The organism is Plantactinospora sp. KLBMP9567, from assembly GCF_033446045.1.
In the GTDB taxonomy this organism is placed as follows: domain Bacteria; phylum Actinomycetota; class Actinomycetes; order Mycobacteriales; family Micromonosporaceae; genus Plantactinospora.
The window spans coordinates 94637-111532 of sequence record NZ_JAWQRR010000013.1 but is presented as its reverse complement, the minus strand read 5'-3'; the positions used below and the strand labels follow the sequence as shown (position 1 = coordinate 111532).

At 72.6% G+C, this 16896-nt stretch carries 12 protein-coding genes; 3 read left to right on the top strand and 9 right to left on the bottom strand.

The window, feature by feature from the left end:
- Positions 1-60: 60 nt before the first annotated feature.
- The 8 genes from R6Y94_RS10650 to R6Y94_RS10615 form a co-directional block, all read right to left on the bottom strand.
- Complete coding sequence (locus tag R6Y94_RS10650) at positions 61-1335, bottom strand: ROK family transcriptional regulator (protein ID WP_318395643.1); 1275 nt, start codon at positions 1333-1335, stop codon at positions 61-63.
- The gene (locus R6Y94_RS10645) at positions 1332-2342 is read right to left on the bottom strand and encodes a PmoA family protein (protein ID WP_318395642.1); all 1011 of its coding nucleotides are present in this window, start codon (positions 2340-2342) and stop codon (positions 1332-1334) included. The genes R6Y94_RS10650 and R6Y94_RS10645 overlap by 4 nt, the downstream gene beginning before the upstream one ends.
- Positions 2339-3229 carry a PmoA family protein gene (locus R6Y94_RS10640; RefSeq protein ID WP_318395641.1) on the bottom strand — a complete coding sequence of 297 codons (891 nt, stop codon included), beginning with the start codon at positions 3227-3229 and terminating at the stop codon, positions 2339-2341. The genes R6Y94_RS10645 and R6Y94_RS10640 overlap by 4 nt, the downstream gene beginning before the upstream one ends.
- 32 nt (positions 3230-3261) lie before the next feature.
- Positions 3262-5034 carry a glycoside hydrolase 43 family protein gene (locus tag R6Y94_RS10635; RefSeq protein ID WP_318395640.1) on the bottom strand — a complete coding sequence of 591 codons (1773 nt, stop codon included), beginning with the start codon at positions 5032-5034 and terminating at the stop codon, positions 3262-3264.
- A gap of 30 nt (positions 5035-5064) precedes the next feature.
- The gene (locus R6Y94_RS10630; protein ID WP_318395639.1) at positions 5065-5970 is read right to left on the bottom strand and encodes a carbohydrate ABC transporter permease; all 906 of its coding nucleotides are present in this window, start codon (positions 5968-5970) and stop codon (positions 5065-5067) included.
- Positions 5971-5979: 9 nt separating this feature from the next.
- The gene (locus R6Y94_RS10625; RefSeq protein WP_318395638.1) at positions 5980-6936 is read right to left on the bottom strand and encodes a sugar ABC transporter permease; all 957 of its coding nucleotides are present in this window, start codon (positions 6934-6936) and stop codon (positions 5980-5982) included.
- 31 nt (positions 6937-6967) lie between these two features.
- Positions 6968-8305, bottom strand: a complete 1338-nt coding sequence (locus R6Y94_RS10620) for an ABC transporter substrate-binding protein (RefSeq protein ID WP_318395637.1) — start codon at positions 8303-8305, stop codon at positions 6968-6970.
- Positions 8306-8777: 472 nt separating this feature from the next.
- Positions 8778-10988, bottom strand: coding sequence for a sigma-70 family RNA polymerase sigma factor (locus R6Y94_RS10615; RefSeq protein ID WP_318395636.1), 2211 nt, complete (start codon positions 10986-10988; stop codon positions 8778-8780).
- A gap of 377 nt (positions 10989-11365) precedes the next feature.
- Between R6Y94_RS10615 and R6Y94_RS10610 the strand changes: the two genes are divergently transcribed.
- The 3 genes from R6Y94_RS10610 (at position 11366) to R6Y94_RS10600 (ending at position 15069) form a co-directional block, all read left to right on the top strand.
- Positions 11366-12640, top strand: a complete 1275-nt coding sequence (locus R6Y94_RS10610) for a pectate lyase (protein ID WP_318395635.1) — start codon at positions 11366-11368, stop codon at positions 12638-12640.
- A 76-nt stretch (positions 12641-12716) separates the two neighbouring features.
- Complete coding sequence (locus R6Y94_RS10605) at positions 12717-13925, top strand: right-handed parallel beta-helix repeat-containing protein (protein WP_318395634.1); 1209 nt, start codon at positions 12717-12719, stop codon at positions 13923-13925.
- A gap of 181 nt (positions 13926-14106) precedes the next feature.
- A complete protein-coding gene (locus R6Y94_RS10600) occupies positions 14107-15069 on the top strand; it encodes a nitronate monooxygenase (protein ID WP_318395633.1) in 963 nt (320 codons plus the stop codon).
- 21 nt (positions 15070-15090) lie between these two features.
- Here the strand turns inward: R6Y94_RS10600 and R6Y94_RS10595 are convergent, their stop codons facing one another.
- Positions 15091-16806 (bottom strand): dihydroxy-acid dehydratase, encoded by a 1716-nt coding sequence (locus R6Y94_RS10595; RefSeq protein WP_318395632.1) that lies wholly within the window; start codon positions 16804-16806, stop codon positions 15091-15093.
- Between the last annotated feature and the right edge of the window lie 90 nt (positions 16807-16896).

The following is a 16896-nucleotide window of genomic DNA, read 5'->3' as shown; positions in this document are numbered from 1 at the left end:
GGGGCGCCCGACATCCCCGCCCCCGGCGCGGAGCGGGCCGAAGCGCGCCGGGGGCGGCCGCTACCCGGACCGCTTCGCCGGTTGTCTCGACCGGGCCGGTCCGGACCGTCCCGACTGGCGCAACAGCCAGCCGGCCGGCTGCTCGCGGACCTGGTCGATGGAGGTCAGCGCGGCACCGATCACGGCCGCGTCCGGACCGAGCAGGGCGGGTCGGACGGTCACCGGCGCCCAGTCCGTGGTCAGCACCCGCTGGTCGATCTCGGCCCGTGCGTTGGCGGTGAGCCAGGACGCCAGCAGCGAGAAGCTGCCGCCGAGGAGTACCGAGCCGATGTCGAGGATGTTGAGCATGTCGGAGAGCGCGACGCCCAGCGCGGTGCCGGCGACGTCGAGCGCGGCGAGGGTGTCCGGGCGGCCGGCGTCGGCCCGGGCGGTGATCTCGGCGTCCGGAGTGGAGCCCGGCGGTGCCGGCTCGGCGCCGAGGATCGCCTCCAGGCTGGCGTAGGTCTGCACGCAGCCCCGGGAGCCGCAGGGGCAGGGCTTGCCGTCCGGATAGACGGTGACGTGGCCGAGTTCGCCGCTCCAACCCCGCGAGCCGCGCATCAACCGTCCGTCCAGGACGATCCCGGCACCGATACCGAGCCCGCCGGAGACGTAGACGAAACTGTCCAGGGTGTTGTGGGAGGCGTACAGCTCGCCGAGCGCGGCGAGGTTGGCCTCGTTGTCGACGGTGATCGGCAGGTCGAGGTGCCGGGTGGCGGCCCGCAGCAGTTTACCGGCGTCGGCGTTGCGCCAGCCCAGCGCCGGGGCGGACCTGACCAGCCCGGCGTCGACCGGGCCGGGCACGGCGAGGGTGGCGGTGACGACGGCGAGGTCCTCGGCCGCGACGGCGTGCACGGCGGCGTCGGCCATCCGGGCCAGGTCGGCCAGCACGGCCGGGGCGCCCCGGTCGGCGTAGCTCGCCGGGGCGAAGGCCAGGTGCCGGACGGTACCGGTGAGGTCGACGACGCACGCGGCCAGCCCGTCGGCGCGGATGTCGAGGCCGAGACCGGCCGGTCCGCGGTCGGAGATGGTCAGCCCGACTCGGGGCCGGCCGGCCCGACCGTCGTGGGCGAGGCCGGTCTCGGCGACGAGTCGACCGCCCAGCAGGTCGTCGACGATCCGGGTGATGGTGGGCCGGGTCAGCCCGGTGACCGAGGCGAGTTCGGTACGGGAGATCGGGTGCGCGGCGGCGAGGATCTGCCGGAAGACGAGTTCGAGGTTGATGCTGCGTAGGCTCTCCTGCCGGACGGGCTGCTCGACCTGCCGGGGTCGGCTCGGCCGGATCGGTCCGGTCATGCCGGCTGCCGGACGCGCTCGGCGAGTACGGCGGCCGTCGCCACCGACAGGGCGCCGTCGACGACGACGGTGACCAGGTGCCGGGTGATCGTCTCGGCCGGGCCGAGCACCAGCGGCCGGTCCCAGGTCAGCGACGAGCCGACGCCGAGATAGTCGCGGGCCCGGACGAACCATTTGTCCCGGGCGGTGGTGTCGTCACCCGGCACGAAGAGCACTGTCCACGGGCCGGCATCGCCGGTGGCGGTGACCGCGACCCAGCCGGTGAGGCTGCCGTTGACGGCGGTCGCGTCGGTGCCGGCGGGGCTGAGGATCCGGGCGGTGTCGGCGACCGCCGGGCCGCGCCAGAAGAACCCGCCGTAGCCGGCCCCGGCCCGGCCCTGGGCCGCCGGGCTGCGGATGGTCAACGGCCGGTCGGTGACGTTGGCCAGCCGGGTGTGCAGGCCCAGCGACCAGGCGGTCCCGTCGACCGGCCGGCAGGTGATGGCGCGCTGCTCGGCCAGCAGCGTGCGGTCGTGCGCGTCCGTCCAGACCAGCGTGTGCACCAGTTCCTCGCCCGTGTGCCGGAGCCAGCGCCGGTGCCGTTGGAAACCGTGGTTGTCCAGCCAGGCCGGGCCGTGTCCGGCCACGAAGGTGCGCCCGCCCCAGAAGTTGCGCCCGCCGACGTCCGGGGCGGCGATGCTGATCCCCAACTGGTGCGGGTGCGAGTCGGGTGCGGCGTCGGTGACCGTACTGCCGGCGAGGGTGCGCACCGGGTGCAGGTAGGGGCGTGGGGACATGGCCAGCGGCAGGTCGGGCCGCCAGGTGTACCGGGCGACGTCGCGACCCTGGACCCGGAGTACGGCGGTGCCGGGCGGCCGGTCGGCGAGCACCGGATCCGGTACGCCGGGACGTGCCATCGTTACCTCGCCGCCTCTCGTCGCCTGGCCCCCGTGGTACGCCAACCGCCGAGGTTCGCCGCCGGCCCGGACGGCCGCGCCACCGGGCTCGGCCCGACGGCTGGTACTCACGACCGTGCCGCCTCGGCCGGGATCGCCGCCACCGCGCCGGCAAGGTCGGCGACCTGTCGGGAGCGTAGCCTGCCGTCGGCGACGACGGTGACGATGCGCCGGTGCAGCCGGCCGCCGGGCGCGACGACCAGCGGCTGCGTCCAGGCCAGCGCGGAACCCACCCCGGCGTAGTCGCGGCTACGCACGAACCACAGGTCGGTCCGGTGCGGCCGGCCCGCCGGGACGAAGATCAACGTCCACGGGTCGGTGCTGGCGCCGGTCAGCGCCAGCCAGGCGGCCCGCCGACCGTGCAGGTGCCGCTCGCCGGTCCGCTCCGGGCCCAGCACGTGCACCCGGCGGTCGCCGCGCCGGGCCCGCCAGAAGAACCCGCCGTACCCGGCGCCCAGCCGCCCGTTGGTGGCGGGACTGGCGATGGCCAGCGGCTCGGCGGTCACGTTGGTCAGCTCGAAGCCGAAGTCGAGCGCCCACGCCTGCCCGGTGAGCGGCAGGGCGGCGATCCGCCGGCGCTCGTGCAGCAGCTCGGTGCCGTCCGGGCCGACCCAGCGCAGTTCGTGGCGTACGTCGGTGCTGGTCCGGACGGTCCAGGCGCGATGGTGCTGGGTGCCGTGGTTGGGTAGCTGCACCGGCCCGTGCCCGGGCACGTAGGTGCGCCCGCCCCAGAAGTTGGCGCCGCCCACATCGGCGACCGCGACGCTGACCCCGAGGTGGTGCAGGTGGTCCTCCGGCATCGACTCGGTGACCTCGGTGCCGGCGAGGGTGCGTACCGGATGCAGGAACGGCCGGGGCGACACGGTGCGGGGCAGCCGCGGCAGCCACACGTAGTCGGCGACGGCCCGGCCGCCCAGGCTCAGCCTGACGGGGTCGGCGGCGCTGTCCCGGTCGTGCATCCTCGCCTCCTCGCGGGGTGGCTGCCCGGCCGTCATGCCGGCCGGTCCGCTCGGCCGGCATCGGTGACGCAGAAGGCGTCGAACTCCGCCGTGCCGGTGCCGGCCAGCGGACCTGCTGCTGGGCCGGATCCGGGAAAGTCGGCGGACCCCTGTGCCGCGTCCTCCGGTGCCGCCTGCGGTGGTGCGGTGGCGAAGAGGCCGAGGGTGGCACCGACCCAGTGGCCGGCGGTGGCCGGAAACGGCGGGCCGACCGGTCGGGGCGGCTCGGGTCCGACGGTGGCGAGGAACTGGCACCGCCCGTCGGGGAAGACGTCCACCCGGAGCAGCACCGGGGCGGGATCCCCGTCGGCCAGCAGCGGTACGTCGAGCCCGGCGGCGTCGTCCCGCTCCCGCTCCCCCGCGCCCGCCGTACGCCGCACCAGCACGGCGCCGTGCGCGGTGCGCAGCAGGCCGGTCCAGGCGTAGCTTCTGCCGAGTACGGCCAGCCCGGCCCGGGCGCCGGGGCCGGTACCGGTGAGCCGCAGCCGGGTGCTGGCCCGGAACCGGTCGGCGGGCAGCCGCTGGCCGAGCAGGTTGGGCAGTCCCCGCAGGTCGTCGCCGGCATCGGTGGGTACGCAGGCCAGCCGCAGCCCGCCCGCCGGCCGCAGCGTCCACCAGTCCGGCCGGGGGTTGGCGGCCCACGCCCACTGCGGCCCGAGCCGCGGCCCGGTGAAGTCGTCACCGGCGGCCGGAGCGGTGACCGGGCTGACCGGGGTGACGGCCGGCTTGGCGTGCCGGAGCACCGGCTGGCCGGGCCCGTCGCCGGACACGCCCGCCGGCTCGCCCGCTCGGTCGACGGCGCGGCCGGTCGGCGTGCCGATCGCCGGCCAGCCGTCGGCGGTCCACCGCATCGGTTGCAGATGCACGACCCGGCCGAAGGCGCCCCTGTCCTGGAAGTGCAGGAACCAGTCCTGTCCCTGCGGGGTCGTCACCCAGGCGCCCTGGTGCGGTCCGTTGATCGCGGTGTCGCCCCGGGCCAGCACGATCCGGTCCTGGTAGGGGCCGAGGACGTGCCGGGACCGGAACGCCGACTGCCAGCCGTCGGTGACACCGCCGGCCGGCGCGAAAATCCAGTACCAGCCGTCGCGGCGGTAGAACTTCGGGCCCTCCAGGGTGCGGTAGCGGGGCAGCGCGGCACCGTCGACGACGTCCCGCCCGCCGTCACGCAGCTCGGTCGCGTCCGGACTCATCCGGTGGCAGGTGAGCCGGTTGTTGAAGCCGGCCCGACTCTTCGCCCAGGCGTGCACCAGGTACGCCGAGCCGTCCTCGTCCCACAGTGGACAGGGATCGATCAGACCGCGACCGGTCTTGAGCGGGTGGGGCCGGCTCCACGGACCGGCGGGGTCGGCGGCGGTGACCACGAAGATCCCCCGGTCCGGGTCGGGATAGAAGATCCAGAACCGGCCGTCGTGGTACCGGATGGCCGGCGCCCACACTCCGCGGCCGTGCTGCGGGGTCCGGAACTCCTCCTCGGGCTCCAGCCGGGGCAGCGCGTGGCCGACGATGGACCAGTTGACCAGGTCCCGGCTGTGCAGGACCGGCAGTGCGGGTACCCGGTGGAAGCTGGACGCGACGAGGTAGTAGTCGGCACCGACCCGCACGACGTCGGGGTCGGACCAGTCGGCGTGCAGCACCGGGTTGCGGTAGGTGCCGTCGCCGTTGTCGGCGACCCACGGCCGCCGGTACCCCGCCGGTCGTCGCCGCTCTGCCGGTCGTCGCTGCTCTGCCCGTCGTCGCCGCTCTGCCGGTCGTCGCTGCCCTGCCATCGGCGTGGCGCCCTCCCCGTCCTCGGCCGGCTATTTCAGGCCGGTGGTGGCGATGCCCTTGACCAGGTACCTCTGCCCGGCGATGAAGAACCCGATCACCGGGGCGAGCGACAGGAACGACATGGCGAACATCTGCCCCCACTGGGACTGGCCCTCCGAGTCGACGAACTGGCGCAGCGCCAGCGGCACCGTGTACAGCTCGGAGTCGGTGAGGTAGATGAGCGGGCCGAAGAACTCGTTCCAGACCGAGATGAAGGTGAAGATCGCGGTGGTGGCGAAGGCGGGCATGCAGAGCGGCATGATCACGCTCCAGAAGGTCCGGAACGGCCCGCAGCCGTCGATCCGGGCGGCGTCGTCGAGTTCCCGGGGCAGCGCCCGCATGAACTGCACCATCAGGAAGATGTAGAACGCGTTGGTGGCCAGGAAGTTCGGCACCAGCAGCGGGTAGTACGTGTTGATCCAGCCCAGCTTGGCGAAGACGATGTACTGCGGCACCAGCAGCACGTGCCCGGGCAGCATCATGGTGCCGAGCATCAGGGCGAAGAAGAGCTTGCGGCCGGTGAAGTTCAGCCGGGCGAAGCCGTACGCCGCCAGTGAGCAGGACAGCAGGTTGCCGACGATGCTCAGCACGACGATCACGAACGAGTTGGCCAGGTAGACGCTGAACGGCTGCTCCAGCGCGACCCACCCGTCCGGATAGTTGCTCAGGTCCCAGTCCGCCGGCCACAGCGACAGGTCGGTGAAGACCTGCCGGCTCGGCTTGACCGAACTGGAGACCATCCAGAGCAGCGGATAGAGCATCACCGCGCCGACCAGGCAGAGCAGTACGTGCCGGGTGAACCGGGACCGGCGAGTGCTCCCCACCCGTTCGAGGTGGCTCTCCTCCTCGGCCCGCCGCCGGGCAGCCCGGGCTGGAGTCTTCGTCTCGATCGACATGGCATGACCTCAGTTGTCGTAGAAGACCCAGTACTTCGCGGCCAGGAAGTTCAGCGCGGTGAAGGCCGCGATGATGACCAGCAGCATCCAGGCCATGGCCGAGGCGTAGCCCATGTTGAACTGGGAGAATCCCTGCTGGTAGAGGTAGAGGTTGTAGAACATCGTGGAGTCGGCCGGGCCGCCGGTGCCGCCGCTGAGCACGAAGCCCTGGGTGAAGGTCTGGAACGACGTGATCAGCGACTGGATCAGGTTGAAGAAGATGATCGGACTGAGCAGCGGCAGCGTCACCGAGCGGAACTGTCGCCACTTCGACGCCCCGTCCATCGCGGCGGCCTCGTAGTACATGGTCGGGATCTGGCGCAGCCCGGCGAGGAAGATCACCATCGGCGAGCCGAAGGTCCAGATGTGCAGCACGATCAGGGTGGTCAGCGCCCAGTCGGGGTCGGAGGTCCAGCCGGGTCCGTCGATGCCGAACCAGCCGAGGAAGGCGTTGACGATCCCGTCCAGGCCGAAGATGTACCGCCAGAGCAGCACCACCGCGACGCTGCCGCCGAGCAGCGACGGCAGATAGAAGACGGCCCGGTAGACGGACAGGCCCCGGATGCCGCGGTTGAGCAGCATCGCCACCCCGAGCGCCACGACCAGGGAGAGCGGCACCGAGACGAAGGTGTAGACGAAGGTCACCTTCAGCGACTGGCGCAACAGCGGGTCGTGCAGCATCTCGGTGAAGTTCTCCGCGCCGATCCAGCGGGGCGCGTTGAGCAGGTTGTAGTCGGTGAACGCCAGATAGAGCGAGGCGAAGAACGGGATGACCGTGAAGAGCATCCCGAGGAACCAGGGCAGCAGGAACAGATAGCCGGCCCGGTCCCTGCCCGGCCGGGCCCGGCGGGCGGCGGGCACCGGCGGCGGCGTACCCGGATCGAGCCGGACCGGAGCGCCGGCCGGCGCTCCGGTCGTCGTGCTCACGGTCGGCCGTCCCCCGCCGGGGCGGATGCCCTCACCTGCCGAGCGCCTTCCGACCGGCCTCGACGAACGCCTTCGCCGCCTGCTGCGGGGTCTGTCGCGTGAACTCGACCTCGGCGGCGATCGACTCCAGGGTGGCGGCGATCTTCGACGAGCCGGGTGGATAGGTGTACGAGCGGGGCAGTTGCTCCCGCTGCAACCCGCCGAGGTATTCGGTGGCGACCTGGTCGTCCCGGCTCAGGGTCGCCTTGATCTCGTCGGCCACCGTCGAGTTCGCCGGCACGCCCCGGGTGGTGCCGGTGGCCTTCGACGCCTCGACATCGTTGACCAGGAAGTCGAGCAGCCGCAACGCCTCGGCACGGTGCTTGGAGGCGGCGGCGACCGACCAGAGGTGCGGGCAGTCGACGGACTGGCCGCGACGAGTGCTCCGCGTCTCGCCCGGGATGCGCAGCAGGGCCAGGTTGCCCCCGGCGGCCGAGTTGAAGGCCAGCAGGTTGTTGGTCGGGATGATCTGCGACGCGATGGACCCTCTGGCCAGGTAGGACTGCTCGGCCGACGCACCGATCTTCTCGATGAACCCGGCCGGCGGGAAGCCGCCCTCGGCGCGCATCGACTCGACCATCCCGAACCAGTCGGCGACGGTCGCCTCGCTGACCCCGAGCCCGCCGTCGGCGGTGTAGAAGTCCTCACCCCGTTGCCGGGTGAAGACGATGATGTTGGCCAGGGTGTACGCCTCGAAGTTGGTGCCGTAGACCTTACCGCCGCTGGCCCTGGTCACCTCCCGCGCGAACCTCGCCAGGTCCGGCCAGTTCCAGGTGTCGCCGTCCGGCACCGCGACGCCGTACTTCTCGGTCAGCGTCCGGTTGACGACGAAGCCGATCGCGTTGAGCCCGGCCGGTACCCCGTAGGTCCTGTCGCCGACCGCGGCCAGCGCCCGGGCGTTCTCGCTCAACCCGGTCAGGTCCACCGTGTCGGCGTGCTGCCCGAGGTCGAGCAGCGCGCCCCGGTCGGCGTACTCGCGCAGGCTGTCCATCCGCATCGCCATCACGTCCGGCGCGTCTCCGGCGGCGAACCGGGTGGCCAGCTTGTCCTTGTACGGTCCGCTGTCCTGGTATTCGGTCCGCACGGTGACGCCGGGGTTCTTCCGCTGGAAGATGTCCAGCGCGGCCTGGGTCTTCTCGGCGCGCTTGGCGTCGCCCCACCAGACCATGTTGAGCGCGACGGTGCCGCCCTCGGCGTCGTCACCGCCGCCGAACCCCCGGCCGCATGCCGCGGCGCCGAGGCCGAGACCGAGGCCGGTGAGCCCGGCCGTCCTCAGCACGGCCCGGCGGCTCATCGGCGTCCGGGCGACTCTTGCCGTTCGGTCAGTCACGGGATCCCAGTCCCTTCAGGAGTTGCCGGCGGCCACCGGTGCGCGTTCCAGGCTGGTGCGGGCGTACCCGGGCGGGCCGCGCCGCACCGGCTACGGCGACGGGTCGGCCGCGACGGGCCCGGACCGGCTCGGTGGTGTCGGGGCGCTGTGGAGCAGGGGAAGCAGGCCGGCGGGTCCGATCTTGCCGGACAGGTTACGACCGGGTTTCGGTTTACGTCAACCGATGAAACAAACTCCTCGCGAATTGCGGAGCGCATTGACTGCGGTCAGTGCCGGACCTACAGTGGCCCCGCACCGGCCGGGCCCACCGGATCTCCGTCCCGCCGCCATCGCCCCGGGTGCCGGCCCACCACGACCGGGCCCGCAGGGACCGGCTCGTCACTGAACCTTTTCCAACCTCGCCTTTGCGGTGCTGTGGACCGCAAGGTCAGGCTCGGTGCGCGAGCGCCGCGCGGTTCAGGTTGAAGAAGGTTCACTGTGCCGGTGGCCGCATCGTGGCGCCGATGTCGGTGGCGCCGACGAGGAACTCCGTCGGCGGAAGCCGACCGTCCGGCCGGCGCTGTCCCTGTGCGCCGGCCGGATCGGTGGACCGGAACCCCACCCCCGCCGGGCCACCACGGTCCCAACTGTTGCCAGTGGACCGGCCGTCGTCGCCGAGCGAGGCGGGCGAGGCGTTGCCGACGGCTGCGTTGCGGTCCAGCACGGCCGCCGCGCCGGGGACCTCGAAGCCGGTACCGCCGTTGCGGAAGGACGTGTTCCGCTCCAGCCGTACCGCTCCGGGATTGCCCCCGTCGGCGAAGCCGTGCCCGGCGTTGTCCCAGGCCGCGTTCTGCCGCAGCACGTGCGGGGCGGCCGGTGCCGGGTCGCCGCCGCCCAGCCGGAAGCCGTCGGCGTTGGCCTGCCACTCGGTCGCACCCCACCGGTTGACGCCGTTGCCGTACGACCAGTTGTGTTCGAGCCGCACCGAGCCGGCGAAGTGACCGACGTCGAAGCCGGTGGCGGCGTTGTCGAACGCCCGGCAGCCCCGGACCAGGTTGCCCTCCCCCGACCCGAACTTCACGGCCAGCCCGACACCCGAGCGGCCCCGGTCGGCCGGGTCGTAGTTGCCGAAGAAGTCGCTGTCGAGCACCTGGTTGCCGATGGTGCCCGGCTCGCGCAGGGTCAGCCCGGAGCGCACGTTGTCGTGCATGGAGAGCCGCCGGAACACGTTGTGCCGGCAGGCCACGCAGACATACGCGTGGCTTCGGGAGTTCATCACCTCCAGGCCCAGGACGGTCCAGTAGCTGCCCCGGTGCGTGACCATCCACTTGTCCGCCGGCACTGCGGCGGCGTCGACGACCGGGCGCTCGTCGCGGTAGTTGCCGAGGGTGATCCGGCGGTCCGGGGTACCGCTGGTGTCGATCACCACGGGCTCGGTCGGCCGGTACGTCCCGCCGCGCAGTGCGATCGTCTGGCCGGGCCGGACCACCGCGACCGCCTTGTTCAGGGTGGCGTACGGCCGCTCCAGGCTGCCGTCGGCGCTGTCCGAGCCGTCCGGCGCGACGTACAGGTCGGCCCGGGTCAGGCCGGTGACCGCGCCCGGACCGGCCGGCGGCGAGGGCTGCCGTACCGCCGGGTTCGCGGTCGGGGTGGCGGCCGCAGCGGCTTCCCCGCTGGTCGCCACGCTCGGATACGCCGCCGCGCCACCGGCCTCGACCTCCGGCAGCCCTGTCTGGTAGACCGCGTACGAGAACCCGCCGCCGGCCAGCACGGTCACGGCGGTCGCCGCCGCGGTCTTGACCTGGAAGAACCGGTGCACGGTGCCGACGACCGACTGCCACGCCGACTGCACGGCCGGGGCGAGCAGCGCGGGCGCGGCGGCGTCGAGTGCGATCCGGACCCCTTCGGCGACGGCGACCGGCAGCGGCAGGGCGGAGATGCCGAGGAGCAGCCGCTCCGGCGGCACCAGCCCGTGCCGGTGCGGTGTGCAGCGCGGACACTCCCGGACGTGCCGGGTGAGCCGCTTGCGGTTGCGGGAGTCGGACGGGCCGGTTCCGGCACTGCCCAGGCCCGGCAGGTCGGGGCAGCGCGGCTCGGCCCGCAGTGCCCGGACGAGACTCCGCGCCGAGTCCAGCCGCGCCCGCATCCGTTGCAGGCGTACGGCGGCGTGCTGCGGGGTGATGGCCAGCGCCTCCGCCAGCTCCTTCCGGGTCAGCTCGCCGGCCGCCTCCTGCCACCAGAGGGCGAGCAGGTACCGGTCGTCGTCGGCCAGCCAGGCGGTGGCCTCGACCAGTTCCCGGCGCTGGCCGGTGAGCACCAGCTCGGTGACGGTACGTTCGGCGAAGTCGCCGCTCGGGTCGGCGAGTTCCGGCGGCGCCTCCTGGAGGCGGAGCCGGTTCGACCGGTGCTCCCGCAGATAGCGCTGGACCTGCCGGTAGGCGATCGTCACCGCCCAGGCGCGGAACCGGTCCGGCTCGCGCAGCCCCGGCAGGCCGCGCATCACCCGGACCATGCTCTCCTGCACCAGGTCGTCCACGTCGGCGTGCCCGTTCAGCGCGCGGCCGATGACGTTGTAGACCAACGGGAGATGGGTGGCGACGAGTTCGCCGAGCGCCTGCTTGTCGCCGGCCTGCGCGGCGCGGACCAGCGTGCCGGTGTCGCGGGGTGACTCGACCTTGCTCCGGGCCATCCGCACATCGCTCACTGTCGATCGACTCCATGCTGCGCCAGCAGCGTGACACAGCGGCCGGCGGACGTCAACGAGACAGCGTTCGCCCAGTTCTTCCACTGGACGCGAATTCTCGGCAGGTTTCTGTTATCTGGACGGCTGTCGATGGCTCTACTACAGTGCCGCTCCAACAGCGGCGCCAGGGCAGCCGCACCGACCGGTCGGTCCCGGCACCGGCGACGGACGGCGCGACCGCCCGAGGAGCAGGTCCGGCGCCCCGGCGAGCCGGCGGTCCGACTCCCGGCCGCACTACCAGCACTGGAGGTTGATCGATCGACAGGATTCCGGCCTTGACAGGAAAGCGCGTTCCTCGTACCCCCAACCACCACCCACGCTCCCGGAGGTCCTCCGATATGACGCAGTCCATGGCGGCGGCCGGCCTTATCCGCCCCGCCAGACGCTGGCGGGCGGCAGTCCTGGCCGGCGCGACCACGCTCGCCGCGGTGGCGACGATCGGCGTCGTCGACGTCGGCACCGCCTCGGCCGCGACCGTCGACACCAACGCCACCTACGTGATCATCTCCCGGCACAGCGGCAAGGCCCTGGACGTCTACAACTGGGCCACCAACGACGGTGCGCCGATCGTCCAGTTCGCCCGCAACGACCTGGCCGTCCAGCAGTGGCGGTTCGTCGACGCCGGCGGCGGCTACTACCGGATCCGCTCGGTGCACAGCGGCAAGGTGCTGGAACTGCCCAACGCCGACGACGGCACCGGCCTGGTCCAGATGACCGACAACAACAACACCCGGCAGCACTTCCGGCTGGCCGACTCCGACGGCGGGCACGTCCGGTTCATCAACCGGCACAGCGGCAAGGCCCTGGACGTCTGGGAGTGGTCGACCGCCGACGGCGCCCCGATCGCCCAGTTCGCCGACCTGGACGGGGCGAACCAGCAGTGGCGGCTGGCCACCGTCGGCGGCGGTACGCCACCGACGAACCCGCCGCCGACCGGCGCCTGGCCCACCCCGACCGGGCAGGTCAGCGTCAACGGCACCATCTCGGTCTCCGGCACCCTCGACGGCGGGATGCGCCGGTACTGCTGCATCGGCGACGGCGGCCAGGAAGAGGACCAGGACCCGATGTTCAGTCTCGCCTCCGGCGCCACCCTGCAGAACGTCATCATCGGCGCTCCCGCCGGGGACGGCGTGCACTGCTCCGGGCCGTGCACCCTGCGCAACGTCTGGTGGGAGGACGTCGGCGAGGACGCCGCCACCTTCCGGGGCAGCGGATCGCCGAGCTTCCTGGTCGACGGCGGCGGTGCGCGCAGCGCCAGCGACAAGGTCTTCCAGCACAACGGGCCCGGCACGCTGACCATCCAGAACTTCCAGGCCAGCAACTTCGGCACCTTCTACCGCTCGTGCGGCAACTGCTCGACCCAGCACCAGCGCAACGTCGTGATCCGCAACGTCACGCTGACCCGGCCCGGCAACACCGTCGCCGGGGTCAACGTGAACTACGGCGACACCGCCCGGTTCACCGGGATCACCATCGTCAACGACTCCGGCCGGTCCATGGTGATCTGCCGCAAGTACAACGGCAACGACGACGGTGACGAGCCCACCCAGGTCGGCACCGGCGCCGACGGCACCAACTGCATCTACTCCTCGTCCGACCTCACCTACCGGTAACACCCGGGCCGCACCGGGCGGGCCCGCGCGGCACGGCGGGCCCGCCCACCCCGGTCAACCACCAGGGAGTTTCTCGATGTCACGACTGCACCGAACGGCACTGTCGGCGGCGCTGGCTGCCACCGTCGCCGCTGCCGTGGGCACCAGTCTCGGCCCCACCGTCCCCGCGCAGGCCGCGGCGTCGACGCTGATCGTGGCGACGAACGGCAACGACGCCAGCCCGGGCACGTTGAGTGCCCCACTGGCGACGCTGGGCCGGGCGGTCGACCTGGCCACCCCGGGCACCACCATCGCGCTGCGGGGCGGCACCTACCAGTTCGGCACCAACGTACGGATCATGAAGGACGGCACCTCGGCGAGCCCGTACACGATCAGCAACTACAACGGCGAACGGGTGGTGCTGGACGGGGAGAACCTGCCGCACACCCCGGCGCCGGTCGGCGGCAGCATCCCGAACCTGGAGCGCGGGGTGCTGCACATGGAGGCCGACTACTGGCGGATCCGCGGGCTGGAGATCACGCACGGGCCGTACGCGATTTTCTGCCGGGACTGCAACAACAACGTCTTCGACCGGCTCGTCACCCGGGACAACTACGAGTCCGGACTCCAGATCCAGGGCGCGGCCAGTAACAACCAGGTGCTCAACCTCGACGCGTACGGCAACCGCGACCCGCGCAAGAACGGCGAGAGCGCCGACGGGCTCGCCATCAAGGAGGGCTCGGGCAGCGGCAACGTCGTACGCGGCGCCCGGCTGTGGAACAACTCCGACGACGGCTTCGACGCCTGGCTGTTCACCTCGCCGATCCTGGTGGAGAACTCGGCCGCCTGGGGCAACGGCGTCAACCGGTGGAACCTGCCCGACTACGTCGGCGACGGCAACGGCTTCAAGATGGGCGGCGGCGACCCCGACCCGCCGGCCAACCACACCATCCGGAACAGCATCGCCTTCGACAACGCCGTCGGCGGCTTCATCGACAACGGCAACCCCGGCACCGTCACCGTCGACCGGAACAGCGCCTGGCGCAACGGCGACGGCGGTTTCAAGTTCGCCAACTCCACCTCCCGGCTGACCGGGAACCTCGCCGTCGCCAACGGCGCCGGGGTCTCGCTCGGCTCCTCCACGGCCACCGGCAACTCCTGGGACATCAAGAGTTCGTGGAGCGCGGCCGACCTGGTCAGCACCAACCCGGCCACGCTGACCGGACCGCGCGACGCCAACGGCAACATCCGCAGCTCGGACTTCCTGCGCCCACGCGACTATCCCCAGCTCGGCGCCCGGCTGTAGGGCGCACGGCTGTCGGCACGGACACCCGGTTTCAGGCAGCTCTGACAGGGCCACCGGCCCGGCGAAGTCCCTCGCCGGACCGGTGGCGTCCCGGCACCGCCACGGCGACGTGATCGAGTAAATCGCACCGGCCCGGGTCGGGAACGAGACAATGTCACCGCGCGGCAGCGATGATGCGACGATGGCGTTGACGACAGAGTTCACGCGGTTGTTCGGGGTACGGCATCCGATCGCGCTGGCGCCGATGGGCGGGTCGGCCGGCGGCGCACTGGCAGCGGCCGTCGCTCGCGGCGGCGGCCTCGGGATGCTCGGCGCGGCTCACGGCGATCGGGAGTGGCTCGACCGCGAGGCGCCGATCGTCGCCGCAGGCACGGATCAGCCGTGGGGGGTCGGCTTCCTGACCTGGGCGATCGACGTCGGTGCGGTGGAACGCGCGCTGGAATACCACCCCCGGGCGGTCATGCTCTCCTTCGGCGATCCGAGCCCCTTCGTGGCACCCGTCCGGCGGGCCGGAGCGGTCCTGATCATCCAGGTCACCGATCTGGAGGAGGCCCGGCAGGCCGTGGACCTGGGCGCCGATGTCATCGTGGCGCAGGGCACCGAGGCCGGTGGCCATGGAGCCCGGCGGGGACGGTCCACACTGCCGTTCGTACCCGTCGTGGTGGATCTCGCCGCGCCGGTGCCGGTGCTGGCGGCCGGCGGGATCGCCGACGGGCGCGGCCTCGCCGCGGCCCTGGCCCTGGGCGCCGCCGGAGCCCTGATCGGTACCCGTTTCCAGGCCAGTGCCGAAGCGCTGGTTCCGCCCGAGATCACCAAGGCGATCATCGAAGGACGGGGCGAGGAGACCGAGCGCAGCAGCGTACTGGACGTCCTGCGCGGCTCCCGATGGCCGTCGAAGTACCCCGCCCGTACGCTCGGCCACCCCCACCTGGACCGGTGGCGCGGCCGCGAGGCCGAACTCGCCGGCGACTCCCAGGCCGGACGGGACTACCAGCACGACGTCGCCCTCGGCGCCGTACCGCCGCTACCGGTCTGGGCCGGCGAGGCCGTCGATCTCATCACCGACCTGCCGTCCGCAGCCGACCTGGTCAGCACCCTGGCCACCCAGGCCGAGGAGGCCCTGGCCAGAGCCGGACGGCGCTGACAGACGGCCCGGCCCGGTTCGTCAGTGCGACTCCCGGGCCACCCGGTCGCCGCTGCCGCCGACCAGGAACGCCAGGTCGGCGCCGGTGTCCGCACCGAGCACCGTGTCGACGTAGAGCCGCTCCCAGCCCCGGGCCGGCCGGGCGAACGAGGTCGCCATCGCCTCGGCGAGCGGCCGGGCCGCCAGTTCGGCGGCCGGGATGTCCACGTCAAGCCGGCGCGCCGCGACGTCCAGCACGATCGGGTCACCGGTGCGTACCCGCCCCAGCGGCCCACCGGCGGCGGCCTCCGGCGCGACGTGCAGCACCACCGTGCCGTACGCGGTGCCGCTCATCCGGCCGTCGCAGATCCGCACCATGTCCCGTACCCCCTGGCGCAGCAGCTTCTCCGGCAGCGGCAGGTTGGCCACCTCCGGCATCCCCGGATAGCCCTTCGGCCCGCAGCCGCGCAGCACCAGCACCGAGTCGGCGTCGACGTCGAGATCCGGGTCGTCGAGCCGGGCGTGCAGGTCCTCGACCGAGTCGAAGACCACCGCCCGGCCCCGGTGCCGCAGCAGGTGCGCAGAGGCGGCGGCGGGCTTGATGATGGCGCCGGCCGGGGCGAGACTGCCGCGCAGCACCGCGATCCCCGCCTCCGGCATCAGCGGTGCGCTGCGGGTCCGGATCACCTCCGGATCACTGATCTCGTGCCCGGCGAGGTAGTCGCCGATCGGCCGGCCGGTCACCGTCGGCGCCGCCGGGTCGAGCAGGTCGGCGACCTGGTTCAGCACCGCCGGCAGGCCACCGGCCCGGTGGAAGTCCTCCATCAGGAAGCGGCCGGCGGGTTGCAGGTCGACCAGCAGCGGCACCCCGCTGCCGAGCCGGTCGACGTCGTCCAGGGTGATCGGCACCCCGACCCGGCCGGCGATGGCCAGCAGGTGCACGACCGCGTTCGTCGAGCCGCCCAGCGCGGCCAGCGCGACGATCGCGTTCCGGAAGGACGCCTCGGTCAACACCTGGCTCGGCCGGCGCTGCCGCGCGACCATCTCCACGATCAGCTTGCCGGTGCCGTGCGACCGGGCCAGCAGCCGGCTGTCCGGAGCCGGCAGGCCCGCGGTACCGGGCAGGGTCATCCCGAGTACCTCGGCCAGCAGGCCCATCGTGGAGGCCGTACCCATGGTGTTGCAGTGCCCACGGCTGCGGATCATCGACGACTCGGAGTCGAGGAAGCCCGCCGGGGAGAGCGTGCCGGCGCGTACCTCCTCCGACAGCCGCCACACGTCGGTGCCGCAACCGAGCGGCACACCCCGGAACGTGCCGGTCAGCATCGGGCCGCCGGGCACCACCACCGCCGGCAGGTCCACCGAGGCGGCACCCATCAGCAGTGCCGGGATGGTCTTGTCGCAGCCGCCGAGCAGCACCACCCCGTCGACCGGGTTGGCCCGGATCATCTCCTCGATCGCCATCGCGGCCATGTTGCGCCAGAGCATCGCGGTCGGCCTGACCTGCGTCTCCCCCAGTGAGACCACGGGCAGGTTCAGCGGCACCCCGCCGGCCTCCCAGATCCCGTTCGCGACGCTCGCCGCGACCTCGTCCAGGTGCCGGTTGCAGGGGGTGAGGTCCGAGGCGGTGTTGGCGATGGCGATCTGCGGACGTCCCGCGAACGCCGAGTCCGGCGCACCGCGCCGCATCCACGCCCGGTGCAGGTAGGCGTTACGGTCCGAGCCGGCGTACCACTGGTCGCTCCGAAGTGCAGGCATACTCTCCATTATCAAGAACAACTTCGGGTACGGCCTACGCCGACTTCCGCGAATCGCGCCGGTACCACGCCGTCGCGCCGCGTCCGGTGC

Coding starts and splice junctions, on each gene's coding strand:
- R6Y94_RS10610 (WP_318395635.1), top strand. CDS start 11,366: ATGACGCAGTCCATGGCGGCGGCCGGCCTTATCCGCCCCGCCAGACGC.
- R6Y94_RS10650 (WP_318395643.1), bottom strand. CDS start 1,335: ATGACCGGACCGATCCGGCCGAGCCGACCCCGGCAGGTCGAGCAGCCC.
- R6Y94_RS10605 (WP_318395634.1), top strand. CDS start 12,717: ATGTCACGACTGCACCGAACGGCACTGTCGGCGGCGCTGGCTGCCACC.
- R6Y94_RS10630 (WP_318395639.1), bottom strand. CDS start 5,970: ATGTCGATCGAGACGAAGACTCCAGCCCGGGCTGCCCGGCGGCGGGCC.
- R6Y94_RS10595 (WP_318395632.1), bottom strand. CDS start 16,806: ATGCCTGCACTTCGGAGCGACCAGTGGTACGCCGGCTCGGACCGTAAC.
- R6Y94_RS10600 (WP_318395633.1), top strand. CDS start 14,107: ATGGCGTTGACGACAGAGTTCACGCGGTTGTTCGGGGTACGGCATCCG.
- R6Y94_RS10635 (WP_318395640.1), bottom strand. CDS start 5,034: ATGGCAGGGCAGCGACGACCGGCAGAGCGGCGACGACGGGCAGAGCAG.
- R6Y94_RS10640 (WP_318395641.1), bottom strand. CDS start 3,229: ATGCACGACCGGGACAGCGCCGCCGACCCCGTCAGGCTGAGCCTGGGC.